Source organism: Photobacterium andalusiense (assembly GCF_900185625.1).
Taxonomy (GTDB): domain Bacteria; phylum Pseudomonadota; class Gammaproteobacteria; order Enterobacterales; family Vibrionaceae; genus Photobacterium; species Photobacterium aquimaris.
This window is the reverse complement of the sequence record NZ_FYAJ01000002.1, coordinates 291,952-316,712: the sequence shown is the minus strand read 5'-3', so window position 1 is coordinate 316,712 and position 24,761 is coordinate 291,952. Positions and strand designations below refer to the sequence as shown.

The window sequence follows — 24,761 nt, the reverse complement described above, 5'->3', positions numbered from 1 at the left end:
AAATAAACTTACGTTCTGTTACCTTTTTTTCGCGACAAGTCTCACGTGATTGTTTACCGCTAATGCGGCACAAACAAAATAAAATAGAGATTAGAAATTGCGGTTACTGCAAACTGTGATAATTTATTCGCTCTATTTGTTTGCCGGAGTACCTTCATGGGACCTTTAATGCTTGATGTTTCAAGCTATGAACTTGATGCAGAAGAACGTGAAATTATTCAACACCCTACAGTGGGTGGCATTATTTTCTTTGCCCGTAACTATGATAATCGCGATCAACTTCGAGCACTGATAAAAGATATTCGCCAAACAGCAAAACGTCCACTGATTATTGGTGTCGATCAAGAAGGTGGCCGCGTTCAGCGTTTCAGGGAACAATTTACTTTACTCCCTCCTGCACGCGCATTTGCTGAATCTGACAATGGATTAGCATTAGCTACCACTGGCGGATGGTTAATGGCCGCTGAATTATTAGCCATGGATATTGATATTAGCTTTGCACCAGTTTTAGATTTAGGCTTTGATTGTAAAGCAATTGGTGATCGTGCTTTTTCAAATAACCCAGCTGATATTATTCGTTATGCGTCAGCCTTTATTGATGGAATGGCAACAGCTGGTATGGCAGCTACAGGTAAACATTTCCCTGGCCATGGTGGTGTTATTGCCGACTCACACCTAGAAACACCTTACGATTCACGCGACAATATTAAGCAACATGATATGTCTGTATTTAGCCATTTAATCAGTAACAATAAACTACAAGGGATTATGCCAGCCCATGTCGTGTTTGATGCTTATGATGAACGCCCAGCAAGTGGTTCTGAATATTGGCTTAAACAAGTTCTTCGACAAGATCTCGGCTTTAATGGTGTTATCTTTTCTGATGATCTTAATATGAAAGGAGCTGATGTATTAGGCAACTATAGTGAACGCGCTATTGCCGCTCAGCAATCTGGTTGTGATATGGTGATGTTATGTAATAACCGCGAAGGTGCTGTACAAGCTCTCGATGGCCTACCACAAACACAAGTTCCTATTCTTAATAGTTTATTAAAACAACCAACCGCTGAGTTTAGCGCACTAATGCAAACTCGCGAGTGGAAACATGCACAACAAGCTATTTCAGTTTTAGTTGATAAATGGCATAACAAAAATAACTAATTAGCTACGTTTACAACAACACCTTATGTGTTATTTTTTTGCACATAAGGTGTTGTTAAACATTACTTTTGGTCTTGTTTAAAATAACGACTAAATTGCTCAAATTTGAGCGGCTCTGAAAAATAAAAACCTTGCTGTAAATAGACGCCATGTTGTAATAAGTAATCGGATTGTTGCTTTGTTTCAACCCCTTCCGCAATCATCTCCATACCAGCCTTTTTACCAAAAGCAATGATTGAATCTAGTACAAATAATTTATGGTCATGCGTACCAATCATATCAACAAACATCTTATCGATTTTCAAACTTTGTAAATTTAAATTTTGTATATAACTAAAACTTCCATAGCCCGTACCAGCATCATCTAATTTAACATTGATACCTTGCGCTTTTAAATAATCAATCACGCTTGCTGCTTTATCTATATCAGTAAAAGACATTCTTTCTGTAATTTCGAATGCAATTTGTTTTGGTAAAATAGAAGATTTAATAATTAAATCTACAACCTTTCGCATATGCTGTTTATCTTCTAATTGTTCAGGAACTAAATTAATACTAATAATAGCCGAACTATTCTTCCAATTTAATGAACTTAATTGTATTAATGTTTTCTCAAGTAAAACATCAGTAATATCTATAATTAAGCCACTTTTTTCTGCATAAGGTATAAAGTCATCAGGTGATATTAATTCTTTTTTATTAAACCACCATCTTACTAATACTTCACAGCCATACATTCTATTACTATTAACATTTACAATAGGTTGGAAGTAAGGAATAAACTCTTTGCGTGTTATTCCTTTTTCTATTAACGAATGCAATGATAACTTTCTTTTAATATAAAAATTCAGTAATAAAAAAACAATAAAACCTAACACGCCACCAATAAAGAATAGCAATGGTTTCAAATCCATTGAAATAATCGATAGTAGTTTAGGGTCAACATAATTACTTAATACTAAACCATTACTAAATACTTCAGTTGTTATTGGTGGTGATTTTAATAAACTCTTTGCATCATTATATGAATATGTTTTTTTATTTGTATTATCAGCTGTTGAGATAACACTCAAAATACAATTATCACAATACTTATTTCGTATAACATCTGAAATAATCGGCTCAAAATGGATAATGACTTGGCCTCGTTCACCTTTCCATATCAATGAGAGTATAGATTGCTCATTTGTATTATTAAGAGTACTCCATAATGAAAGATTCTTATCCAGCCTTTTTATAAACACTGACATTGAATTAAATTCAGTTTTATTACTATCAAAGCTTGAACAATGTTGATTATCATTCGTTTCAATATCAATCTTTCTAATATAATAATTATTATACGCTAGTTTTTCTATGTACTTTTGATCACGACTTCCACAGTCAAAACTAATATTTTTAACGATTGGTTTTATAAAAGATTGGTAATCTCCTATCGTCGTAGTGTAATTATCAATGAGATCACTGGATATTGTATTCAGCGTAGAAGATAATTGTACTTTCGCAAAATAATGAGAAAATAACGAAAAACACATTGCCATAATAATAACAATTATAATAGCAACCAAGCTCATCGTTGTAGAGTACTTAGCTATTAACTGTGTTTTAAGCCATGATTTCACTTTATATATTGCTCTCATTATATTTATAATATTAATCTTCTATTGACATTTTCTTATGATAGATAGAATGTTAACTGAAATATTTAATTTCAACAATAATAATATTCATAAGTTTCAAAGACAAACAAAAGAAAACTCATCAATTAATTTAATATAATGATATTTGTACATTATTAATACATAAAAGTACCCTTCGGTACTTTTATTATATCATTCAGTAATAATAACTATAATACTTAATTATATAACTAAGACTATAAACTATCTTTTGAATAATCAACGGACTTCGAGCATTTCTTCTTCTCTTTCAAGATAATATAAAACGCACCTACAATAAATGCTATAGTAAGTATAATCTCCATAATTAACCTTTATATCTATAATAACAAATATTAACTAAATAATTTCAGATAATAAGTAATTGTAATTTGACTGTATTGCCATCCAAATTCACTATCAATTTACACGATTGTACTGGCAATGACTCAATTAAGTTATAAAGTTGTGATAATTCGCGGTTAAAATTTAGGATAAACACAAAATATTGCACAAAAAATAGACTACAACCACCGTTCTTGTGCTGTAAAGCTCACAGACAGCCATGTTTCACCTAACTCATCAGAGAGTCGATCCCATAGTTGCTGACGAATATAATCTTGTCGCTTAGTTGGCCATTTATAATCATCTTTCACCAAAATATTTATCTCTAAATCGTACTGTCGCCCTATTTTCGCAAAATGATGAGTATAATCATCAAATCCATACTCTTTGGACAATGCTTCAATAACTTGATCAACATGTCGTTGAGCACCATCCTGAGGAGCAACAAGCAACACCTCTTTCAGATTTCGACGTAAAACCTTAATTGGTAAGATAGAGGCGAATAGAGCTAATGTAGTAACTAAAATAGGATCAATATAGGCGTTCCATTTACTGTACCCTAACCAATCACAAATCATCACAGAGATAAAACCAATTAAAATAGCGGCACTTAAAATGCCATCAATTAACCATTCTTGAGAGTCAACTCGTACTAATTCTGAGTCAACACTTGATGCAATGTGCTTTTCAATTACATAAATACTAAAACAGCTAATGGTTGATAACACAGCATAAATAAGTGCATCTTTCAGTATAATATTATGACCACCATCCATAATTGTAAGAATACCTGTAATAAAAGCAAATACACAAGTAACTAAAATCATTATGCCATTAACAACATTAATTAATGGTTCTAAATGTGCGTAACCAAACTGAAATTGTGCATCATCGGGTTTACTTACCAAATAAGCGGTATATAAACTTAACCCTGTCATCCCCATACTGAGCAATGAAAACATACCATCAAGTAAAATTGCATTCGATCCAACATAAAACCCGTAGCTAATACCAAGTATTGACACAAAAACAGTACCCGCTAACGATAATTTAAGTGCTGCACGTTCTTTACTAACTTTACGGTAAGCAACCATAATGTCCTCCCAAAAGACAATATCCTTATTATTTTTAAGGTTGTATATTATTGTTACGCCGTAAATATAGTTAAAATGGATAACGACGATATAATGACTGTTGTATTAAATATAGTATTTAATACAAATTAAGTATCGTCGTTGATAAGAATTTATAATCAAACAAAAAAATAAAAAACAAAGTCATTATTAATCATAGTGTTAATTAATATTCACTATAAAAGAAAAGCTGCTATTTTTGTCGAATTAACTCTAGACGCTCAACATCTGTATAAAATGTCACCATTTTAACGCGACTAATAGCATATTCAAAACTGCTTCTCTGACACATTATTTGCGATGAAGAAGAGATTCGATTCCGAGGCTTTCGCTCAATATGACGATTATATTGCTGTTCTAATGCAGTACAATTCGCATGACGTTGGCAAGCATCATAACGTGCCTCTTTCAACGTCAACCAATATGCTTCAAATTGATATAATGCTTTATGTAACTCATTCATATTGTCTTTGGTTATCTCTCCTTCTAATTCATTAACTTGTTGTAGTTGCATAGCAATAAAATCATTAAAATAATCATGTTTTTGGGGCGATAAATAATTATCACAATGAATATCACCAGTACCGATACTATTATTTTGATTTAATTCTGCGACATCCGCAGATGAACATGCCATTGTTAGTAACAATGTGCAGAGTAACGGGAATGGCTTCATATTACTCTCCAATAATAAACAATAATATCATTATGGCGCACTCGTTGTAGCACCACTTTAATTCTACAAGATATCTTATAATTAAGATTTTTCAGGTATAAAAAAGCCAATAATGTTATCAAACATTATTGGCTATATTTTGTTTTAAAACACTTTTCTTTATTGTGTTTTAAAAATTTGCACCGTTTCAAGTTTGGTCATTTTGCGAATTTGACGCCAGACAAAATAAAATATTCCCATCATCATCAGCATTGATGGAATAGCAATAACCGGATAACTTAATAATGTCATTCGCCCTAACTCTTCGTTAAATGCTTCAGTTCCTGCTGGACTCGTAACAATAACGGTAGCAAGAATATAATTCATTATTGATGAGAAAGCGAAAGTACTCGCAAATAAATAATTAGATTGAACTAAGCAACGATCAAAAGCATGTTGCTGATTAGATTCCATTAATTTTTGTTTAATAAGACCTAAATTTAAAATACTATCGTTAAAAATCATTTTAGTAACAATAGGATACTTAGTAAACGTTGAACCAAGAACAACAATACCGATAATACCAGGAATTAACGCCTCTTTAACAGCAAGCCATTGGGTATCAAGTTCTAACACCCCAATGCCGCCAGTAAGTAACACACTGACGATACCAAGTATCGCAATAAAATTGAATTTCTTCTTCTTTAGTAACTCATAGCCACCAAATGCGACAGGGAAAGCTAAAGCAACCAGCAACGCCCCTACCGAACCAAGACGATCATCACCACTCATTTTCATTAAGATGATAGATGGAACAACGACGTTAAAAATAATTTCATTTAACGGATTGGTTTTCTTTTCAGCCATAATTTCTAATAATTTCCTTTATTTATAATTATGTCACTTTGCACTTAATACACTGACAATATCTCTTAATACTAAACAATACTTCCAAACTTATTGCTCGTATCATAGTAATTCTAGTTAAAGCTTAACAGTCTGCTATTTATCTACTTTGATTGTTTCGTTTATCAATATAACTGTAAAGAACAATATCGTTACAAACCATTAAAAACATAACCATCATATTGATAAAGCGATGGCTAACAATGACTAAAAACTACCGCTCGCGGTTAAGCTTGCTATAAGTGCCAAAGTACATGCGCATGCTAACATCGATAACACTGGCTTGGTTTTTGTCAGTAATGCCATTAACCATAGCCCTGTTGCTATTAGCAAGCAGCCAATGCTGATCACACGCCAGATAAACGGCAATAGAATATCATGATGTGTTTGTTCTATAAGCGTTGCCACATCTAAACTTGCAACAATCAGTACTACAACAGCGATAAAAGCACCAAAGACAGGTAAAGTGATGTTTAGAGGATCAACTTTATGCTGTGCCTTTACTAGCATTGCATGTGCTAATAAACTGCCACCAAAACCAACACTAAATATAATAATTATGACATTACCAATATTACCGTGATTAGCACTAAAACTTAAAATATCGATGATATAAGCAATACTCCATAGCAGCATTATAACAACGATGCTTTTTCTAGCGCTTTCTTTACCGATAAGACGATTTTCACATAAGCTATAAATTAAAGTTAACGCGACAAACACTAATACAAACACAACTGCACCAGAGTTGGCTACATTTATCCTTGATAGCATCATCAATGTTGCTTCACGAATTAATAAAGAAGCAATTAATAGCCAACTGATTAAAGGCAGAAGCTTCATTACACGATCATGCTGCCCAAAACATAATTTACCCGACAGCATTACCCCACCAATAATGATAAACGCACCTATCGCAAATTGTGCTAGAACATCTGCTAACACTATTAGCCAATCATTCCACTGCATTTTGACTCCTAATACAGTCTTACTCTAAGCATCATCATTGACAGAACCAATCCAATTCAAAATGCCATAACGTATTTTAATAAAAGGCTATTTTGCCTAATTGTAGTAATGAGTGCAAAAGTCTTGACGCAAAAACACAAATTTAGACGCCAAAAAAATCACCCTACGAATTAATTAGTTTTATAAAGCAATATTTCACAACATATTTACCAATAAGGTATATTTGAGAGTATTAATTAGTAAATAATATCATTCACTAGAGCAACAATTTGCTTTTGTATGACATATCGATAAAAAAAAGCGATAATCATACAAATTTTACTAATTAATCAGATAAAAGATTGACGAAGGATGATTGAAACAGGTATCTTATTTTTTATAGTGAAATAAGATTTTATACCTAGTGTTAAATCTTATTTCAAACCAATTATTCGGTACTCTATATATCATTTACACAGTGTCGCTCTCATCTGAATGAGGTCCCACTCGACATAGAGTAAAGTCACTACTTTGTCTGCTGATTAATGTTCAGACTATAAAAATTAAAGTGAGTAATCATATGTTTGCAATTATTAACACTAACGTATTTGATGGTAAAACTATCCAAGAAAATCAAGCCATCTTTATTGAAAATGATATTATTTCACGCATTGTTCCAATGTCAGCTGTTTCAGCAACTGAGTTACCAGCAGAAACATTTGATGCTAAAGGTTTATTAGCATCAGCAGGCTTTATTGATGTACAGCTAAATGGTTGTGGTGGTGTTTTACTGAATACAGCTATTAGCAAAGAAACATTAGATATCATGAATCAAGCAAACTTAAAAAGTGGTACAACACAGTTTTTGCCGACTTTTATTACTAGTGATCATGAATCAATGGTTGAAGTGCTTAACATGGTTGATGCTATTGACGATCCAGCACAAAAAGGTGTTCTTGGTTTACATCTAGAAGGCCCTTTCATCAGCACCGAAAAGAAAGGTGCACACCGTGAAGAGTTTATTCGTGAATTAGACCTAAAAACGGCACAATATTTAGCTGATAATGCAGATAAAATCTGTGTACTAACAGTAGCACCAGAAAATACGGCACAAGAAGTTATCGATATTGTGCGTAATGCTGGTATCACTGTGTCATTAGGCCACACAAATGCAACTTATGATCAAGTTGCAGAAAAAGAAGGTCTAACTATGGCAACTCACCTTTATAATGCCATGACACCACTTGGCTCTCGTGAACCAGGCGTTGTAGGTTACATCTTCGATAAAAAACCACATGCAGGTATCATCGTTGACGGTATTCATGCTTCTTTCCCATCAGTTCGTATCGCTCATGAGATTCTAGGTGAACAACTATTTATGGTAACAGATGCTGTAGCGCCAGCTGGTACAGATATGACTGAGTTTGATATGGCCGGTCTACATGCTTATGTAACTGATGGTAAGTGTCATTACAAAGATGGCACTATCGCAGGCTCTGCCGTTACTATGATTCAAGGTCTAAATAACTTGATTGATCATGTTGGTCTTAGCCGTGAAGAAGCACTACGTATGGCAACATTATACCCAGCAAAAGCGATTAAAGTTGATAACGAATACGGTCTCTTAAAAGCAGGTTATAAAGCAAATATTACTTTGCTTTCAGATGATAACCAAGTTAAGCACGTTTACCAAATGGGTAAAAAGGCATTCTAATTTAGGTTAACTCTCTAATAATAAATGTAATAAAAAGGCTGCCTTCAAGTGAATGGCAGCCTTTTTCATACTATTTGATTTTTATGCTATCAGTATAATCTTACTTAAATCTTCGCGGTCATTGCTGATGTAACAACTGTTGATGAAGGCTGAATTGGTGTAGAAAATACAACAGTATTACGTTTTGCTACTACAGACATTTGATATTCACGTAATTTAAAGTAAGCGTAACTCACCACGATAGAGAAAAATAGATAAGACAATGAGAACACAAAGGGTGAGCTGAGTACGCCAGCTTTAACTACCCACACTACTCCCGTTACAGTAATCGCTAATTTTGCCGCCATCGCAACAAGCAACATCAATAGTGCGAGTTGTGGATAACGGGTTGTACGAAAAGCTAACCAATAAGCAGTTCCTATCGCGACTGCTGCAATACCAAAACCTGCCATAAATGAATGAAAATGCTCACCTGACAGTATTCCTGCTACTACGGATAACAACATAATCAACCCAAATATCATATTTATTCTCTCTCTGCATGCACTATCTACAAAATGCTTAAATGTAGTCTCTGAAGGTATTTTCTCATCTAGAAGCCGCATTGTATATATGGAGTAAAAGATTCCACTTATGAAACGGTGTCGGTGCTAATTAAAAATAATAACCTAATGTATTGTTATTAAATAATTATAGTTAATAAATCGAGTGACAAAACAGTTAATAGCAACAAATCTCACCACCTGAAAAAAACATGTTTTATAGCGATTAATCCTGCAAATCATCCGTAATAAGTACTTTATATAACAAACACCCACAAACAATGCCAAGTAATCACTATTTGATCGGGAATTAAGCTATTATCACAATTTATTTTTAAATGTAAAAAACCACTACAAGTATTATCTACCTATAGTGGTTTCAGAAACTAATGAATAACGATGAGCATAAATATACTGACAGCAAGTACTATCGCCCCTACTGTCAATAATAATTCAAAGATATGTTTTGGCACATTACACCACTAATTCAGTTACACTGTAACTTATTGCAGTTAATTAATACCATCTGCTTTTATAGTAAGCCTGAGGAATTAAGTCTTTGTTTCTATGACGATAGTATAACAATCAATACTAAATATTAGCTGAACAACATACTGCTGAATGTTGAATATGATATAGATATTCACCCAATAGATTGATGAATCTATTTTTTAATATTACGAGTCATCGTTTGTTAACGTTGTTCTGTAACAGTGATATCGACATAGTAATTCAATAGCTATCACATAATAACTGAATAAAATTGTAATTTATGATAATAATTCAGATACTTAATACTCTATTGCTCGTGTTATAAATTATATGTATTTACTTTTTTCACATCACTTTTTAGGTTGTTTTTTTGCTATTACTGCAAGCTTAACAATGGCAATGGCAGTAGCCACACCGATAAAAGCTGTCATTAAATTATCACCCGAACCTATAAGCCAGCAAACGGTTGATCTTCCTCTTAATGAGTATCATGCGTTAAAAATACTAGCCTTAACAGACGTAAGTAGTAGTCAGGTCCCTCGTCCTTTTGATACACCGTCAAATTCAACACCATCGTTAATCTCTAATTACGATATTGGCATTGATATTAACAATAACAATATAAGGGATGACTATGAACGACGCTTACTCAACCAATACCAACGGCCGGAATACATCGCGATGGGAATATTAGCGGCTGCACATTGGGACAGATTAGCAACGAGTTATTATCAAGATGAACGTATACCATCCATAACTGCACTAACCTTAATTACTAATAATATTGCGATTAATCAATGCTATTACGCATTACAACAGATAGATAACGCGTTAGTTTCACCGATTTTCGATTACTTTAATACCGAGCACCGACTCGCTATAAAACAGCAAGCTGAAGATAAATTATTAGATATTATCGCCACATCAGCTTTTACGGTGCATTTTGACCCACAACCTTGCCAACGTTTTGTCCTATTAGCAGAGTCGATGTTACAAACAACCTTAACCGCAGATTAACTAACACACTAATCTGACATAAATAAAACACCATTATTTATACGTTATGGCACCATAATAAATTAAAGACTATCCACTATTCGTATGTTTCTTTTGTTAGTCATAAGTAAATACTATACTTATGATTTTATAGTGGTTTTTAATCGTTCGCTGTATAATGCACAATCTAAATTATTCAGCTATCACTGTTACGGAATCCAATGAGTAAAATATCAACCTTCTTAAAAGGCATGGCAATGGGCGCAGCTGATGTTGTTCCTGGAGTGTCAGGTGGCACTATCGCCTTCATTACAGGCATTTACGATACGTTGCTTGAAAGTATTCGTCGTATCAACCCAAGTTTAATCGGGGTGATCCGCAAAGGTGGCATTAAAGCTGCCTTTGAGCACGTTAATGGCACGTTTTTAATCTGTCTCTTTGGTGGTATTTTAACGAGTGTCTTTACCCTCGCTAAATTTATCACTTGGATGCTACATACCCACCCAATTCCATTATGGTCGTTCTTCTTTGGCTTAATCATAATATCTGTGATTCACATGCTTAAACAAGTCGAAAAATGGAACATTGGGCGCATTATTTCAATTGCCATCGGTGTTGGCTTTGCTTACGGTATTACCGTTCTTCACCCTGTTGCAATGGATCCTACACCATTAAATCTTCTTATTGCCGGTGCGATTGCGATTTGTGCAATGATTCTTCCAGGCATATCTGGTAGCTTTATTTTACTACTACTTGGTATGTACGCGCCTATTCTAGCTGCTGCAAAATCAGTTGATGTCGTGACTCTAGGTATTTTTGCTATCGGTTGTGTACTAGGACTACTAACATTTTCTCATGTATTATCATGGGTATTACGTAACTACCGTGATATTGCACTTACATTCCTTACTGGTTTAATGATTGGAACTTTAAGTAAAATTTGGCCGTGGAAAGAGGTTATTTCGTGGCGTACAAACTCACATGGTGAGCAAGTACCACTTATTGAACATAATCTTTCACCATTAAACTATGAGCATGTTACAGGCCACCCTGCGTTATTAGGCTATGCCATCTTTGCGATGATTTTAGGACTCGCTGTAGTATGGGGTCTTGAAAAATACGCTGAACGTAACAACGACTAATTATCAGTTCAAACAACATATCAAAGCAGCCCCCGTGGCTGCTTTTTTTTGGGGTGTTTCTTACTATCAATGTAGCAACATCACAAAAAATTACTTCACACCTACCTTTTATAGACATCTCTATTCATAATTAGCTTATCCCAACGAAATTATTAGGGAATATTTAAGGATGAATAAATGAAATACCAATGGATTATTCTTGCTCTTGCTTTAGTTGCAGGACTATTTACCAGTTACATGATGGATAGTAACGATCCTGACGTGACTCGCGAACCTTATTACCCAATGAATTTTTTAGAATCGGGTACACAGGCTATCGATTTATTTGACCCTGAAGATAAGCGTATACGTTTAGTCTATTTTGGTTACACACAATGTCCAGATGTATGCCCAACGTCATTAGCTGTATTGTCAGCGGCTTTAAAAGCGCTTCCGCAACAACAACGAGAGCAATTATGGCCTGTTTTTATCTCTCTTGATCCAAGCCGTGATACTGCCGCGATAAGTGCACAATATGCCGCTCATTTTGATAATACAATTACAGGGGCAACCGGAACAGAACAACAAATTAAAGCATTAGCTGATACATATGGTGTGCTTTATATTAAAAACATCTTAGAAAATTCAACAATAAAATACGTTATAGATCACAACTCTTATTTTTATTTTTTAAAACCAAATGGAGATCTAATTAAAAAGCTGCCTCACTTAGCTAACCCCTCTCAATTAATTGCAACAATACCAACAATAACTGCTGAGATAACAAACAACGAAATAATAGAGATGAACTAATAGCCAAACACACATATTATACGTGACGCATATTAAGGTATTTAATAATTAATAATTTCTTTTTTCTTTACTATTAGTAATAAGTTATCAAATATTTTTACTACCTCTTTTTTTGTTTATTTTTTAATCAATTGTGTTACTTATTTGAGTATTCGCAAAATTTTACATTGCCCTGACTTTATCTATTACTAAAAACAAGAAATTACTTATAACTCCTTATATTAAGCGGGTTTATGCTCCTTTCTAATTAAATATAAATGCAAAAAAACGGTTAAATATGTAGTTTTTTTATTCAAAAACGAGATATTAATCAGATTTTTTTTTCTTAGCCAAAAAAATTTAATGAGCAATTATAATAAGTTATGCCATAATGAATTTGCCAACTCAAACTTTATTCAACAGTTGTAGTGGCTAAATCAATATGGAGATTATATAAAAATGAAACGTACTGTATCTATCTTAGCTGGTGTTTTACTAAGTGCTTCACTTGTAGGTTGTTCTAGCTCTGATGAAGTAAGTCAAATGCAGCAACTAACTAACAAAGTTGACACATTGTCTGAGCAAGTTAGTGCACTACAAGGTCAACAAGACCAAATCGTAGGCGCAGTAAATGACTCACGCGCAGCATCTGACGCAGCATACCAAGAAGCAATGCGTGCTAATAAGCGTATTGATAACATTGCTGGTTCATACACTAAGTAATCTATATTTAGTCGTAAAATACCTAAAGAGATGGCTCAGGCCGTCTCTTTTTATTTATAATTATTTTTATTACCCGTAATTACCGTCCCGCTTTATACTTCTACTTTTAAACATCTATCATATTAGATCGAATAAAAAACAACGACAGTTCACAATTATACCTTCGCTACTAATACACTATTATAATAATAATGATCAATTTCATTGTGATGCTAAATACGCATGCAAAAAAAACGAGATAGTTATATCTCGTTTATTATTAGAATAACAATCTAAGGCTTAGCTATGATTTTAAAATAACAGGTAAACCCGATTGCTTATCTAGTTCAGCATTCAGTCGTTGTAATGCCTTAGTGTCACCTTCAATATCATTCAGTAATGCTTTTGGCGCTTCTACACTCTGCTTAACACCAACCTGAGACTCATCTTTAGATAATGGTGCATGCACTTCAACAATCAATTCACCATCTGTAACACGAGATGTCTTTACGGGCTGATTGATAATTTGAACTTGCGTACCAAGAGGAACTTGTGGGAACAACCATTCTACATCCCAAGGGTTCATACGAATACAACCCCCACTAACACGCATACCGATACCAAAATCTTTATTAGTACCATGAATGAGGTATTCGCCATGACCATAAGCAAGTCGCATTTTATAGTCACCTAATGGGTTATCAGGACCTGCAGGCACAACAGCAGGTAAAATATCGCCTTTTGCTGCATGCTCTTTTCGAATTGATGCAGGTGGTGTCCAGGTTGGATTTTTTACTTTTTCATTGATAGTTGTGGTCATATTGGGTGTATCACGACCTACTCGACCAATACCAATAGGAAAAACATAAACAATAGAGGCATCATTTTTAGGAAAATAGTAAAGGCGTAATTCAGCAAGGTTTACCACAATACCTTTATGGGCAACATCAGGCAGTATAACTTGGGTCGGTATTTGTAATAATTTTCCAGGCTTAGGTAAAAATGGATCTACGCCTTTATTAGCAGCCATCATACCAAGAAAACCTACGTTATATTTATTTGCAATATCAGAAAGACTATCACCTTGTTTTACTTCATAATATTCGGTTGTACCAACGATGTTACTACCATCGCTAGGTAGTTTATATTCAATTGCATGCGCTGCGGATGAGGCTAAACATGTGAGTGACAAAAGTAATGCGCGGTACACGACAATATCTCCGGTTAAGATTTTACAAACATATAATCATGGATGCAAAACGCTATAATTAATTATGCACATAATAACTATATTTAATTATTACATGTGCTTTTAAGCTCTGCTGCCATACTACTTGATATCATTTTAATCTACTAGCTTATCGCTAACAGTAAATCTACAATAATATAAATAGTAACATGCTAACTAACAGCATAATGACGCTATATAATTATAACCGTTAATAAAAAAGAGCTGTTAAATCTTGGTAAGACCTAACAGCTCAATAACGTTTATTTACTATTAAACGGGATATTGTTGTACTAAATATTTCCAATCACGACGTTGTTGGTTTAATTTCTGTCTAATCGATTCATATTGTTGCATAAATTCAAAATTCTCATAATCATTGGCTAATTTCTGTTGCCGCAAATCGATCAGACGTTTCTTCACTTGATAATAATCAGAAATTTTACTAATTAGAGCTTCATACTCATATTGTAATTGCAATAAACGCGCACTGTTATTTGGTAATGTTTTAAATTGATATTGCAATCGCATAAATTCCATTTTCGTGCGTGTTTTCTCAATTCTATCAGCAGAAGTGACTTTTAGATTGGTCGTCCATCCTAACCATGAGCAACTCTTGATTAACCATTTAGTTGGATCAAACTGCCACCAGCGAATACCGTTGCGATAATCATTCTCAAAAATATGGTGATAATTATGATATCCCTCACCAAATGTTAACCATGCAATTACACCATTATCACGGGCTGTATTCCTATCGGTATAAGGCTGAGAACCCCATTTATGCGCTAATGAGTTAATAAAAAATGTCGTATGATGGCTTAACACCAACCGTAATACGCCAATAAACAGTAATGCACCCCACACATTGCCAAGTAGCAATCCGATAATGACAGGTATGCCAATATTCATCATAGCCGCTAGCAAGAAGTAATATTTATGCTGCCAAACGACAATAGGATCATATTGTAAATCAGAACAATTTGAATAATCGTGATAACGACTAGCTTGATAGTGTCGTAGCATCCAACCAATATGGCTATAAAAGAACCCCATTTTAGCTGAATAGGGATCTTTAAGATTATTATCCACATGGCGATGATGTACGCGATGGTCAGAACACCAATGTAAAATACTATTTTGCAACGCAAATGCGCCGCCAAGAGCGAATATCAGTCGCAAAAAGCGATTTGCTTGATAGCTTTGATGTGCCCATAAACGATGATAACCCGCAGTAATTGACATACCGCAGTAACAAAATGCCGCTACTGTCATTACGATAAGCGCAGCATCAAGGTGATAAAAATAGAGGTAGAGTGGAACACCAATAACTGCAATAGCAAATGTCAGTGTAAATAGAGCCACGTTCAACCAAATAATTGGCGGTTTTTGCTGTTGAGGTATCATCCTTTTTCACCTTATTTTCAGCGTACACATGTAAGCTAGATTATACTGAGCACTTAGGGTGATTCAACTAACCAACAACATAAACCGTTATTACAACATCAATAATGTGATTCCAGCCGCATCAAAGCGTGCATTAACACGACGGTAATCGTTATGTAATGGTTGATAATAACTTGCTGGCATCGTCTCTTTTACCCCTGCTTTTATTAATGCATGGTGTTCATCCCGTGTCATGATGACGTATTCAAGATGATCATCAATAATAGTTTTAATACTTTCAATCGTTGCTTCATCATCGCGTACTCGTGCTTTAAAATGCCCTATAATCACCGATAATGGCATCATCATCTCTCTAACAAGCAATTTCCGTTCCTGAATATGCGCAGCAGCAACGGTTCGTTTACCCACATTAAAAATTTGTATCCAATCAGGTTTTCCTTGTTGAGTCACTAACCCATGTTGGTAACAATAATAAGCTTCTAAAAATGTCCGTAAATGGCTATAACGCTCAGAATACACTTCGAGGTAAATATGCTGTAATTCAATACCTGCATTAAATTGATTAACTGCGCTCATAGCAATCCTAACAAAATTTATAGATGGCGTAGTCTACACAGAATATACCGATAACGCCGCTAATTCTATGGCCAGAATTTTTACAAGTATATATTCATTCTGTGAAGATAGTACCAGTATGGTACATAGAGTATTGCATCGTCATTAATTGCACATAACATGATAATAATACTTCCAATAAAGATTCAAAATTTAAATATATGAGAGCAATCATCACTCCTGAATACATCAAAAATTTCTCGTGCATTGCCGATAAATGTGAAGATCACTGTTGTCATAGTTGGGATATCTCAATAGATAAATCAACGTATCAATTCATGACGCAAAAGAGTTCATTAAAAGTAAAATCAGCAGCTCTAATTATGCGAACTAAGGGTGATGCATCCCCTTATTATGCAAAAATCAGTCTTGATAGTGAAGGTATTTGCCCTTTCCGTGAAGAAAGTGGGCTGTGTGAAGTACATAAAGAGCATGGTCACAGACGTTTATCACAAACATGTCAATCCTACCCTCGTATTTCTACAATCCGCGGCAATAAGAAAGAACATAATTTATCTTTGTCTTGCCCAGAAGCTGCAAGACAAGTATTGCTTAACCCTGTATCCATGCAATTTCATCAAGAAAATACAACTAACGATGCATTTAAGGCTAACAACTATACTCGCCCTAATTGGCATTCTGAGGTTCAACAGTTTCTCGTCGACATTCTTTTTCTAAATAACATTAGTTTAGAGCAACGTCTTTTTTACATAGGAATGACATTACGTTTAATTGAGCCTCATAAAGATAACACAGAAGAATTACACAAAAGGCTACTGCTATGTTGCGAAGAAATTAATAATAGTAACTTCGATAAACTATACCGTGAGCAACATACTTCATCTGATATTTATGCGGGTCTATTGATTAAATTTTTTAACTTCCGTATAAATCTTGAATCAACTCGTAATTTCAAAGTAGCGTATACACGTTTTAATTCACTACACCAGCAACTAATTAAAGCACTAAGCCTTGCCAATAGTGATAGCCATAAACAAAACAAAATCCTTCAACATGGCTTCAACAATCACTACCGAGAATACTTTGCTAAGAATAGTCACATTTGGATTAACTACATTATTTATGTATTTTACCAAAATGACTTCCCGTCAAAATCTATGCAGCAAGTATTCAATGATTTAATCAGTGATTTTTTCATCATTCGTGGTGCACTATCAGCATTAGCTTCTATGCGCCCATTAACGGATGATGATGTAATTTTAGTGGTACAAACCTATCATCGCATTCGTAGCCATAATAAAGATTATATTAATAATATCAAAATGATTAGAAATGAAGTGGCCACAGATGAAAATCTACTTTCATTAATGCTAATCAAAACACACTAAAAATTACTATTTATTAGCGTAAATAATTAGCATTAATTTAAAATTCTTCTTTTTCTGTGAAAGATAATCGGTACTCAGTAGGTCTATTTATTAGTACCGATTATCAGGACAGAAACATATGCTAATTAAGAACACAAATAAATGGGATTTACGTGAAAGCGACATCACCCCTGAATCGGTGTATCACCAACGCCGAGATATTTTGAAGAAATTAGGTATTGCAGCTGTTGGCTTGCCGCTATCAACTAATGCCCATGCTGGCTTGTTTGATTTTATCTCATCGACAGAAGAACAAGCTGTTGATCATCGTCGCCAACTTAGCGGCAAACCGTCATCACTCTCGAACTCAACATTGTCGCTGACACCTGAAGATAAAGTACTTCACTACAATAATTTTTACGAATTTGGTACCGATAAATCATCCCCTGCTATACGGGCAGAGAAGTTTATCACTGATCCGTGGAAGGTCACTATTGATGGAATGGTAAATAAGCCCTTTAGCCTTGATTACGATGACTTATTTAATCAATTTACCTTAGAAGAACGTATATATCGTCTCCGCTGTGTTGAAGCCTGGTCAATGAATATTCCATGGATCGGTTTTAGTTTACGCGACATCATTAAAAAAGCAGATCCGCAGCAACGAGCAAAATATGTTGCTTTTGAAACTCTATACGATCCTAAACAGATGCCAGGCCAAGCCTCATCGCGTCTTGGCGGTGGGATCGAATACCCTTATGTAGAAGGTCTACGTATTGATGAGGCAATGCATCCACTGACAATGATCTCAGTAGGTTTATATGGCAAAACATTAGCCCCACAAAACGGTGCGCCGTTACGCTTGGTTGTGCCTTGGAAATATGGTTTCAAAAGTATTAAATCTATTGTGCGAATTCACTTAACCGATCAACAGCCACCAACAACATGGAACCGCCTTGCTGCTAGTGAATATGGGTTTTATGCTAATGTTAATCCTAATGTTGATCATCCTCGTTGGAGCCAAGCAAGTGAACGCTTTATCGGTCAAGGCAATGTATTTAGTAGTCGCCGTCAACCGACACAGATGTTTAATGGTTATGCAGAAGAAGTCGCTTCGCTATACCAAGGCATGGATTTAAAAAGGAATTATTAATGCTTACTCGAAATGTTCAACCATACCGTCTTACGCCCACACATATTTTGATGATTAAAGTCGTTATTCATGCTATTTCATTATTATTTGTTGCGCTGTTGGTTTATAACACACTTAATGGTGGCTTTGGTGCAGATCCCATCAAAGGTATTGAACATTTCACAGGCAAAGCAGGATTAAATACGCTAATCCTGACCTTATTATTATCACCACTGGCGAAGCGATATAAGCAAGGCGGATTAATTCGCCTAAGACGACTACTCGGACTATATACTTTCTTCTGGGTTGCATTACATCTTAGTGCCTATCTTGCACTTGACCTTAATTTTGATTGGGCACTATTAGGCAGTGAAATTGTTAAACGTCCTTATCTTGCGATTGGGGCGGTAAGTTGGATTATTCTGTTATTGCTTGCGTTAACATCCACAAAGTCAGCACAACGCCGTTTAGGTAAGTCTTGGCAAAAACTACATAATTGGGTTTATCTTACGTTGTTATTAAGTCCAATTCATTACTATTGGTCGGTAAAATCAGGTCTTGTTGAACCCACTTTTTACCTACTTATTTGCCTCTTTTTACTCTATTGCCGTAAACAAAAGCTAACAACTTGGCTTGCAAAAAAAAATATCATATCCCCTGTTAAGCCGATCTCGAAAACATTCTATCGCTAACTCTCACGAGTATTACAACCAAGATTATGCTTTACTTATTTTAACCAATAGATGCAAATGAGAATTATTTGCATCTATTGGCTTGCTTTGTTATAACTCTATTTAGACATTTGATCTTCATATAGGGACAGCTCAGTGATCAACTTTTTAACACCTTCATTTTCAACATCACTTTCTATAATCACACTTTCACTGTCCATGCTTGGTATTAGTACTAGTGCCCATGCCAGCGATAAATTTAAAGTCGTTACCACCTTTACTATCATTGCTGATATGGCACAAAATGTTGCTGGTGATGCAGCTACCGTTACTTCAATCACGAAACCTAATGCTGAAATTCATAATTACCAAGCTACTCCTGGTGATATTCGACGTGCGCAAGGCGCTGATTTAATTTTATATAACGGTCTTAATCTTGAATTATGGTTTGAGAAATTTTTTCACAACTTGCACGATGTGCCTTCAGTTGTGGTTTCAACCAATATTTCACCGTTAAATATCACTCAAGGTCCTTATGATGGTAAGCCCAACCCTCATGCCTGGATGTCACCAAAAAATGGCATTATTTACGTCGAAAATATTCGACAAGCATTGGTTAAATTAGATCCTAAAAACGCCGCAACTTATAACCGTAATGCAGCTGCGTATAAACAACAAATTCAACAAACGATTGAGCCTATTCGTGCTCAAATCGACCAAGTACCACCATCTAAACGCTGGTTAGTCACCAGCGAAGGTGCATTTAGCTATTTAGCGCGTGATTTTAATCTTAATGAACTGTTCTTATGGCCAATCAATGCCGATGCACAAGGCACACCACAGCAAGTTCGCCATGTGATAGACCAAGTTCGCGCTCATAATATAAATGCTGTTTTTAGCGAAAGTACGGTATCAGCCAAACCTGCAAAACAGGTCGCTAGAGAAACAGGGGCGCACTATGCTGGCGTGTTATATGTCGATTCATTAACTAATAACACAGGCCCCGTGCCAACGTACCTCGATTTATTAGCTGTAACCTCGACCACTATTGCACAAGGACTAAGTCAATAATGTCTGGATTAAACGTCGATAACATCACTGTTACCTACCGTAATGGCCACACTGCACTTCACAATGCCAGCTTTACTGTTCCATCAGGCTCAATAGCAGCCTTGGTTGGCGTTAACGGTAGCGGAAAATCAACGCTATTTAAGTCAATTATGGGGTTTGTTCCTGTTAGCCAAGGGACTGTCAGCATTATGGACATAGCGGCTAAACGTGCTTTGAAGCAAAACATTGTCGCCTATGTACCACAAAGTGAAGAAATAGACTGGAATTTTCCCGTTCTGGTTGAAGATGTGGTCATGATGGGGCGTTATGGCTATATGAATATGTTTCGCATTCCTCGTACAGTTGATCATCAACAAGTTACAGCAGCATTAGATCGAGTCAACATGCTGCCTTATCGAAAACGTCAAATTGGTGAACTTTCAGGTGGACAGCGAAAGCGCGTCTTTCTTGCGCGAGCACTAGCCCAAGAAAGTAACGTTATTCTACTTGATGAGCCCTTTACTGGCGTTGATGTACAAACTGAAGAGCAAATCATGGCATTACTACGCACGCTGCGTGACGAAGGTAAAGTGATGTTAGTTTCTACCCATAACTTAGGTAGCGTACCAGATTTTTGTGACCGTACTATTTTGATAAACAAAACAATTTTGGCCTCTGGGTTAACAAAAGATATTTTCACGCCTGATAACCTTAAACTGGCATTTGGCGGTGTACTAAGGCATTTCATTTTAGGTGGAAAAGATCTTCATCACGATGATGATCAACGTCAAGTAAACGTATTGTCTGATCATAAACGCCCTATTGTTATGTACGGCAATAGTTAAGGAATTGGCATGAATTATTTACTGGAACCCTTTCACTATAGTTACATGATCAACGCAATGTGGGTCAGCGCATTAATTGGTGGTGTGTGTGCTTTTTTATCAACCTACCTCATGCTTAAAGGCTGGTCATTAATTGGTGATGCATTATCGCATTCAATTGTTCCTGGGGTCGCTGGCGCATATATGTTAGGGCTTCCGTTTGCATTTGGTGCCTTTATTTCTGGCGGTTTAGCGGCTGCAGCAATGTTTTTTTTAAGTCAACGCAGTAAGCTAAAAGAAGATGCAATTATTGGACTTATCTTTACCTCCTTTTTTGGTTTAGGGCTGTTTTTAGTCTCACTCTATCCCACAGCCGTTAATATTCAAACTATTGTAATGGGAAATATTTTAGCTATAACCCCTATCGACACATTACAAATTGTTATTATTGGCGGTGTCTCTTTCGCTGTTTTATTGGCGAAATGGAAAGACTTTATGGTGGTATTTTTTGATGAAAACCACGCTAAATCAATTGGTTTAAATCCAACAGCACTAAAAATAGTTTTCTTTGCTCTTCTCAGTGCATCAACCGTGGCAGCATTACAAACGGTCGGCGCTTTTTTAGTTATTGCAATGGTCGTGATCCCCGGTGCAACCGCATACCTCTTGAGTGATAAATTTTCACAGGTGATTATCTACAGCGTAAGCCTTGGTTGTGGCTGTTCGTTTATCGGAGCGTATTTAAGCTATTTTCTTAACGGTGCAACTGGCGGTATCATTGTTTTATTGCAAGCTACGTGTTTTTTAGTTGCCTTCTTTTTTGCTCCTAAGCATGGAAAATTAGCCAGTATTCGCAATGCTAAACGTACATCCACCCAAAATGGATCAAAGATCAATACAGGAGTAACAATCCATGGCTGATTTATTAGATTTGCTGTATGCGCCTTTTAGTTTTACCTTCATGCAGCAAGCCTTTCTAATTGTGGTATTAGTCGCTATTCCAACGGCTTTACTATCGTGCTTTTTAGTCCTTAAAGGTTGGTCATTAATGGGAGATGCAATTTCACATTCAGTGCTCCCTGGAATTGTAATTGCGTATGTATTAGCGATCCCTTTTACATTAGGGGCTTTTGGTGCTGGTATGTTTTGCGCCCTCGCAACAGGTTATTTAAAAGAAAATAGCCGTATTAAAGAAGACACCATTATGGGAGTGGTATTTTCATCGATGTTCGCGTTTGGTATCGTTTTAATGACCAAAGTACAGAGTAATATCCATTTAGATCATATTCTATTTGGGGATCCTTTAGGCGTCAGTTGGCGTGACATTAGTGAAGCAGCTGTTATTGCAATCGCTGTGATTGTATTTGCCATTTTTAAAGGCAAAGATTTATTAGTCTTTATCTTTGATCATCAACATGCACAAGCTATTGGCTTACCAACTAAAGTATTACATTACAGCTTATTGGCTTTACTTTCTCTCACTATTGTTGCGGCCTTAAAAGCTGTTGGGATGATTCTCGTTATATCAATGCTCATAGCACCGGGAGCCACAGCCTTTATGCTAACCCGCCGTTTTCAAACAATGGTGATATTGGCCTTATTAATTGCGGTCTCTAATGCGTTTATTGGCATTTATCTCAGCTTTTTTATCGATAGTGCACCGGGACCGACCATCATTTTATTATTAACAACCAATTTTATTGGAGTCTTTATCTATACCGCCATCAAAAATCGTTCTATCGAGCAGCAAAATATTAACGCTAGCCCAATTGATACTCAAATCACGTGATCTCTACGCCATAAATACAGTTTATTGGATTGACTAAGTTACTGAACACACAGACAATGCGAACTATTTTTTGCATCTACTTCTGCGGTTTACATGGAATTTGTCCGATGACAGTATCAACAACTCAGCCATTATCCTTACGTGATGATTCGATTTTTCGCCTTTTTTTGCGTTATACCTTACCCACTATTGCGGCGATGCTTATTACTGGCATCTATGTTGCCGTTGACGGAATGTTTGTTGGTCACTTTATCGGTGAAGATGGTCTTGCTGCAATTATACTTGGATACCCTATTGGCTCTATTTTATATGCCGTTGGTGCCATGATAGGTATGGGAGCATCTGCACTTGTTTCGATAAAAATGGGTGAAGACAATATTCAACAAGCTCGCCAAATAGTCGGAAATGCACTAACACTGTGCATTATTGCTGCTATTATTTTTTGTAGTTTCGGCTTGGTCTTTGGAAAAGATATTCTGATTTGGATTGGCGCCAAAGATCATATCTTAACCATGGCCACAGACTATCTATTTTGGTATTTCATCATGGGCAGTTTTGCTATTGTTTCAATGGCATTTTCTGCACTACTGCGAAATGATGGTCAGCCTAACCGTGTTACCTTGATCATGATTTTAGGCGGCGTACTTAACATCTTTTTAGATTGGTTATTCATTGTTGTTATTCCGTGGGGATTAACCGGAGCTGCTATTGCAACAATGTTATCGCAAGCGGTGACCTGCCTACTGTGTTTACAGCATTTCTTTTCTGATAAGACTCAATTACGTATTGGCTGGGATAGCCTTAAAATTAAACTTGATACTGTGTTACAAATCCTCAAATTAGGTACTTCAAGTTTATTAATGTACATGTACCTGTCAGTAGTATTAATTCTTCATAACAAAGCATTTTTGTTGGTTGGAAAACCGATACATGTTGCAGCTTATAGTATTGTGAGTTACACCGAAGCTCTGTTTTATTTGGTTTTTGAAGGTATAGCTTTAGGTACTCAGCCTTTAATTAGTTTTAATACCGGTGCTGGTCTTAAAGATAGAGTTAACAAGCTTCGTAAGCTTGCTTTTATAACCACCCTATTAATTGCGGCAATTGGCGTGATCACTTTATACAGTATTCCAGAAATCGTGGTGTATATGTTTGCAGGTGATAATCCAGTGCTCCAGCCTGTAGCAATTAACGGCATGTCACTGTACTTTTGGGGACTTCCTTTTGAAGGAGTATTGCTGGTTGGAGCAACTTACTTTCAGGCAATCAATATGCCCAAAGAAGCCTCACTGCTCACTGGTGGTAAATTATTTTTGATCTCAATTGCCATTTTTGTATTGGCTTATAGCGTGGGAGTTAATGGCGTTTGGCTAGCATTGCCACTTTGTAGCGCTGCGCTTACGTTATGGATGGTTTATCGATTAAAAAAACTCGCATAAACAGCTTCGATTAACAACAACCAACACAACAAACGTAATAAAGAAAACCGATAGCCTGTCTTAATAACAAATACAGCTATCGGTTTTTTATTGCTAATCAGCTGTAGCGCATA

The 24,761-nt window shown here is 35.7% G+C and carries 23 protein-coding genes; 14 read left to right on the top strand and 9 right to left on the bottom strand.

Going from position 1 to position 24,761, the window contains the following annotated elements; translation table 11 throughout:
- The first annotated feature begins 156 nt into the window (after positions 1-156).
- Positions 157-1,161: a beta-N-acetylhexosaminidase gene (gene nagZ / locus PAND9192_RS06940; RefSeq protein WP_087853147.1), complete on the top strand. Its 1,005-nt coding sequence runs from the start codon at positions 157-159 to the stop codon at positions 1,159-1,161.
- A 62-nt stretch (positions 1,162-1,223) separates the two neighbouring features.
- On the opposite strand, the gene PAND9192_RS06935 is transcribed toward nagZ, so the two are convergent.
- The 5 genes from PAND9192_RS06935 to PAND9192_RS06915 all read right to left on the bottom strand — a co-directional run bounded on the left by PAND9192_RS06935 (position 1,224) and on the right by PAND9192_RS06915 (position 6,827).
- The gene (locus tag PAND9192_RS06935; RefSeq protein ID WP_159458220.1) at positions 1,224-2,783 is read right to left on the bottom strand and encodes an EAL domain-containing protein; all 1,560 of its coding nucleotides are present in this window, start codon (positions 2,781-2,783) and stop codon (positions 1,224-1,226) included.
- A gap of 560 nt (positions 2,784-3,343) precedes the next feature.
- Complete coding sequence (locus PAND9192_RS06930; protein ID WP_087853145.1) at positions 3,344-4,258, bottom strand: cation diffusion facilitator family transporter; 915 nt, start codon at positions 4,256-4,258, stop codon at positions 3,344-3,346.
- Positions 4,259-4,490: 232 nt separating this feature from the next.
- Entirely contained in the window at positions 4,491-4,973 is a 483-nt protein-coding gene (locus PAND9192_RS06925) for a hypothetical protein (protein ID WP_087853144.1), read from the bottom strand.
- Positions 4,974-5,132: 159 nt separating this feature from the next.
- A complete protein-coding gene (locus PAND9192_RS06920; RefSeq protein ID WP_087853143.1) occupies positions 5,133-5,819 on the bottom strand; it encodes a VC0807 family protein in 687 nt (228 codons plus the stop codon).
- Between the two features lie 246 nt (positions 5,820-6,065).
- Positions 6,066-6,827 (bottom strand): hypothetical protein, encoded by a 762-nt coding sequence (locus PAND9192_RS06915; protein WP_087853142.1) that lies wholly within the window; start codon positions 6,825-6,827, stop codon positions 6,066-6,068.
- A 559-nt stretch (positions 6,828-7,386) separates the two neighbouring features.
- Here PAND9192_RS06915 and nagA point away from each other — a divergent pair.
- Entirely contained in the window at positions 7,387-8,520 is a 1,134-nt protein-coding gene (nagA, locus tag PAND9192_RS06910; RefSeq protein ID WP_087853141.1) for an N-acetylglucosamine-6-phosphate deacetylase, read from the top strand.
- Between the two features lie 104 nt (positions 8,521-8,624).
- Here the strand turns inward: nagA and PAND9192_RS06905 are convergent, their stop codons facing one another.
- Positions 8,625-9,044 carry an NADH:ubiquinone oxidoreductase gene (locus PAND9192_RS06905; RefSeq protein ID WP_087853140.1) on the bottom strand — a complete coding sequence of 140 codons (420 nt, stop codon included), beginning with the start codon at positions 9,042-9,044 and terminating at the stop codon, positions 8,625-8,627.
- 840 nt (positions 9,045-9,884) lie between these two features.
- Here PAND9192_RS06905 and PAND9192_RS06900 point away from each other — a divergent pair.
- The 4 genes from PAND9192_RS06900 to PAND9192_RS06885 all read left to right on the top strand — a co-directional run bounded on the left by PAND9192_RS06900 (position 9,885) and on the right by PAND9192_RS06885 (position 13,186).
- On the top strand, positions 9,885-10,571 hold the full coding sequence (locus PAND9192_RS06900) for a hypothetical protein (protein WP_087853139.1): 687 nt from the start codon (positions 9,885-9,887) through the stop codon (positions 10,569-10,571).
- A 200-nt stretch (positions 10,572-10,771) separates the two neighbouring features.
- Complete coding sequence (locus PAND9192_RS06895) at positions 10,772-11,692, top strand: polyprenyl-phosphate transporter (protein WP_087853138.1); 921 nt, start codon at positions 10,772-10,774, stop codon at positions 11,690-11,692.
- Positions 11,693-11,869: 177 nt separating this feature from the next.
- Entirely contained in the window at positions 11,870-12,484 is a 615-nt protein-coding gene (locus tag PAND9192_RS06890; protein ID WP_087853137.1) for an SCO family protein, read from the top strand.
- Between the two features lie 438 nt (positions 12,485-12,922).
- Positions 12,923-13,186 (top strand): Lpp/OprI family alanine-zipper lipoprotein, encoded by a 264-nt coding sequence (locus PAND9192_RS06885; protein ID WP_036790326.1) that lies wholly within the window; start codon positions 12,923-12,925, stop codon positions 13,184-13,186.
- A 283-nt stretch (positions 13,187-13,469) separates the two neighbouring features.
- On the opposite strand, the gene PAND9192_RS06880 is transcribed toward PAND9192_RS06885, so the two are convergent.
- The 3 genes from PAND9192_RS06880 to PAND9192_RS06870 form a co-directional block, all read right to left on the bottom strand.
- A complete protein-coding gene (locus tag PAND9192_RS06880) occupies positions 13,470-14,375 on the bottom strand; it encodes a L,D-transpeptidase family protein (protein WP_087853136.1) in 906 nt (301 codons plus the stop codon).
- Between the two features lie 291 nt (positions 14,376-14,666).
- Positions 14,667-15,800 (bottom strand): acyl-CoA desaturase, encoded by a 1,134-nt coding sequence (locus PAND9192_RS06875; RefSeq protein WP_087853135.1) that lies wholly within the window; start codon positions 15,798-15,800, stop codon positions 14,667-14,669.
- A gap of 90 nt (positions 15,801-15,890) precedes the next feature.
- Positions 15,891-16,376 (bottom strand): hypothetical protein, encoded by a 486-nt coding sequence (locus PAND9192_RS06870; RefSeq protein WP_087853134.1) that lies wholly within the window; start codon positions 16,374-16,376, stop codon positions 15,891-15,893.
- 200 nt (positions 16,377-16,576) lie between these two features.
- On the opposite strand from PAND9192_RS06870, the gene fliB reads away from it, so the two are divergent.
- The 8 genes from fliB to PAND9192_RS06830 all read left to right on the top strand — a co-directional run bounded on the left by fliB (position 16,577) and on the right by PAND9192_RS06830 (position 24,648).
- On the top strand, positions 16,577-17,764 hold the full coding sequence (fliB, locus tag PAND9192_RS06865; RefSeq protein WP_087853133.1) for a flagellin lysine-N-methylase: 1,188 nt from the start codon (positions 16,577-16,579) through the stop codon (positions 17,762-17,764).
- 118 nt (positions 17,765-17,882) lie between these two features.
- Positions 17,883-18,896, top strand: a complete 1,014-nt coding sequence (gene msrP, locus PAND9192_RS06860) for a protein-methionine-sulfoxide reductase catalytic subunit MsrP (RefSeq protein ID WP_087853132.1) — start codon at positions 17,883-17,885, stop codon at positions 18,894-18,896.
- A complete protein-coding gene (msrQ, locus tag PAND9192_RS06855; RefSeq protein WP_087853131.1) occupies positions 18,896-19,567 on the top strand; it encodes a protein-methionine-sulfoxide reductase heme-binding subunit MsrQ in 672 nt (223 codons plus the stop codon). Before msrP ends, msrQ begins: the two co-directional genes overlap by 1 nt.
- Positions 19,568-19,765: 198 nt before the next feature.
- The gene (locus tag PAND9192_RS06850; protein WP_087853531.1) at positions 19,766-20,617 is read left to right on the top strand and encodes a metal ABC transporter substrate-binding protein; all 852 of its coding nucleotides are present in this window, start codon (positions 19,766-19,768) and stop codon (positions 20,615-20,617) included.
- The gene (locus tag PAND9192_RS06845; protein ID WP_087853130.1) at positions 20,617-21,441 is read left to right on the top strand and encodes a manganese/iron ABC transporter ATP-binding protein; all 825 of its coding nucleotides are present in this window, start codon (positions 20,617-20,619) and stop codon (positions 21,439-21,441) included. The genes PAND9192_RS06850 and PAND9192_RS06845 overlap by 1 nt, the downstream gene beginning before the upstream one ends.
- 9 nt (positions 21,442-21,450) lie before the next feature.
- Positions 21,451-22,341: a metal ABC transporter permease gene (locus tag PAND9192_RS06840; protein WP_087853129.1), complete on the top strand. Its 891-nt coding sequence runs from the start codon at positions 21,451-21,453 to the stop codon at positions 22,339-22,341.
- Entirely contained in the window at positions 22,334-23,209 is an 876-nt protein-coding gene (locus PAND9192_RS06835) for a metal ABC transporter permease (protein ID WP_087853128.1), read from the top strand. Before PAND9192_RS06840 ends, PAND9192_RS06835 begins: the two co-directional genes overlap by 8 nt.
- Positions 23,210-23,316: 107 nt before the next feature.
- Positions 23,317-24,648, top strand: coding sequence for an MATE family efflux transporter (locus PAND9192_RS06830; protein WP_087853127.1), 1,332 nt, complete (start codon positions 23,317-23,319; stop codon positions 24,646-24,648).
- Positions 24,649-24,761: the final 113 nt, after the last annotated feature.

Excerpts from the sequence above, each read along its gene's own strand:
- PAND9192_RS06915 (WP_087853142.1), bottom strand. The coding sequence starts at position 6,827 with ATGCAGTGGAATGATTGGCTAATAGTGTTAGCAGATGTTCTAGCACAA.
- msrP (WP_087853132.1), top strand. The coding sequence starts at position 17,883 with ATGCTAATTAAGAACACAAATAAATGGGATTTACGTGAAAGCGACATC.
- PAND9192_RS06840 (WP_087853129.1), top strand. The coding sequence starts at position 21,451 with ATGAATTATTTACTGGAACCCTTTCACTATAGTTACATGATCAACGCA.
- PAND9192_RS06850 (WP_087853531.1), top strand. The coding sequence starts at position 19,766 with ATGCTTGGTATTAGTACTAGTGCCCATGCCAGCGATAAATTTAAAGTC.
- PAND9192_RS06845 (WP_087853130.1), top strand. The coding sequence starts at position 20,617 with ATGTCTGGATTAAACGTCGATAACATCACTGTTACCTACCGTAATGGC.
- msrQ (WP_087853131.1), top strand. The coding sequence starts at position 18,896 with ATGCTTACTCGAAATGTTCAACCATACCGTCTTACGCCCACACATATT.
- PAND9192_RS06930 (WP_087853145.1), bottom strand. The coding sequence starts at position 4,258 with ATGGTTGCTTACCGTAAAGTTAGTAAAGAACGTGCAGCACTTAAATTA.
- PAND9192_RS06905 (WP_087853140.1), bottom strand. The coding sequence starts at position 9,044 with ATGATATTTGGGTTGATTATGTTGTTATCCGTAGTAGCAGGAATACTG.
- PAND9192_RS06895 (WP_087853138.1), top strand. The coding sequence starts at position 10,772 with ATGAGTAAAATATCAACCTTCTTAAAAGGCATGGCAATGGGCGCAGCT.
- PAND9192_RS06925 (WP_087853144.1), bottom strand. The coding sequence starts at position 4,973 with ATGAAGCCATTCCCGTTACTCTGCACATTGTTACTAACAATGGCATGT.
- nagZ (WP_087853147.1), top strand. The coding sequence starts at position 157 with ATGGGACCTTTAATGCTTGATGTTTCAAGCTATGAACTTGATGCAGAA.
- PAND9192_RS06920 (WP_087853143.1), bottom strand. The coding sequence starts at position 5,819 with ATGGCTGAAAAGAAAACCAATCCGTTAAATGAAATTATTTTTAACGTC.
- PAND9192_RS06830 (WP_087853127.1), top strand. The coding sequence starts at position 23,317 with ATGACAGTATCAACAACTCAGCCATTATCCTTACGTGATGATTCGATT.
- PAND9192_RS06835 (WP_087853128.1), top strand. The coding sequence starts at position 22,334 with ATGGCTGATTTATTAGATTTGCTGTATGCGCCTTTTAGTTTTACCTTC.
- PAND9192_RS06875 (WP_087853135.1), bottom strand. The coding sequence starts at position 15,800 with ATGATACCTCAACAGCAAAAACCGCCAATTATTTGGTTGAACGTGGCT.
- PAND9192_RS06870 (WP_087853134.1), bottom strand. The coding sequence starts at position 16,376 with ATGAGCGCAGTTAATCAATTTAATGCAGGTATTGAATTACAGCATATT.
- PAND9192_RS06890 (WP_087853137.1), top strand. The coding sequence starts at position 11,870 with ATGAAATACCAATGGATTATTCTTGCTCTTGCTTTAGTTGCAGGACTA.
- nagA (WP_087853141.1), top strand. The coding sequence starts at position 7,387 with ATGTTTGCAATTATTAACACTAACGTATTTGATGGTAAAACTATCCAA.
- PAND9192_RS06885 (WP_036790326.1), top strand. The coding sequence starts at position 12,923 with ATGAAACGTACTGTATCTATCTTAGCTGGTGTTTTACTAAGTGCTTCA.
- PAND9192_RS06900 (WP_087853139.1), top strand. The coding sequence starts at position 9,885 with ATGTATTTACTTTTTTCACATCACTTTTTAGGTTGTTTTTTTGCTATT.
- fliB (WP_087853133.1), top strand. The coding sequence starts at position 16,577 with ATGAGAGCAATCATCACTCCTGAATACATCAAAAATTTCTCGTGCATT.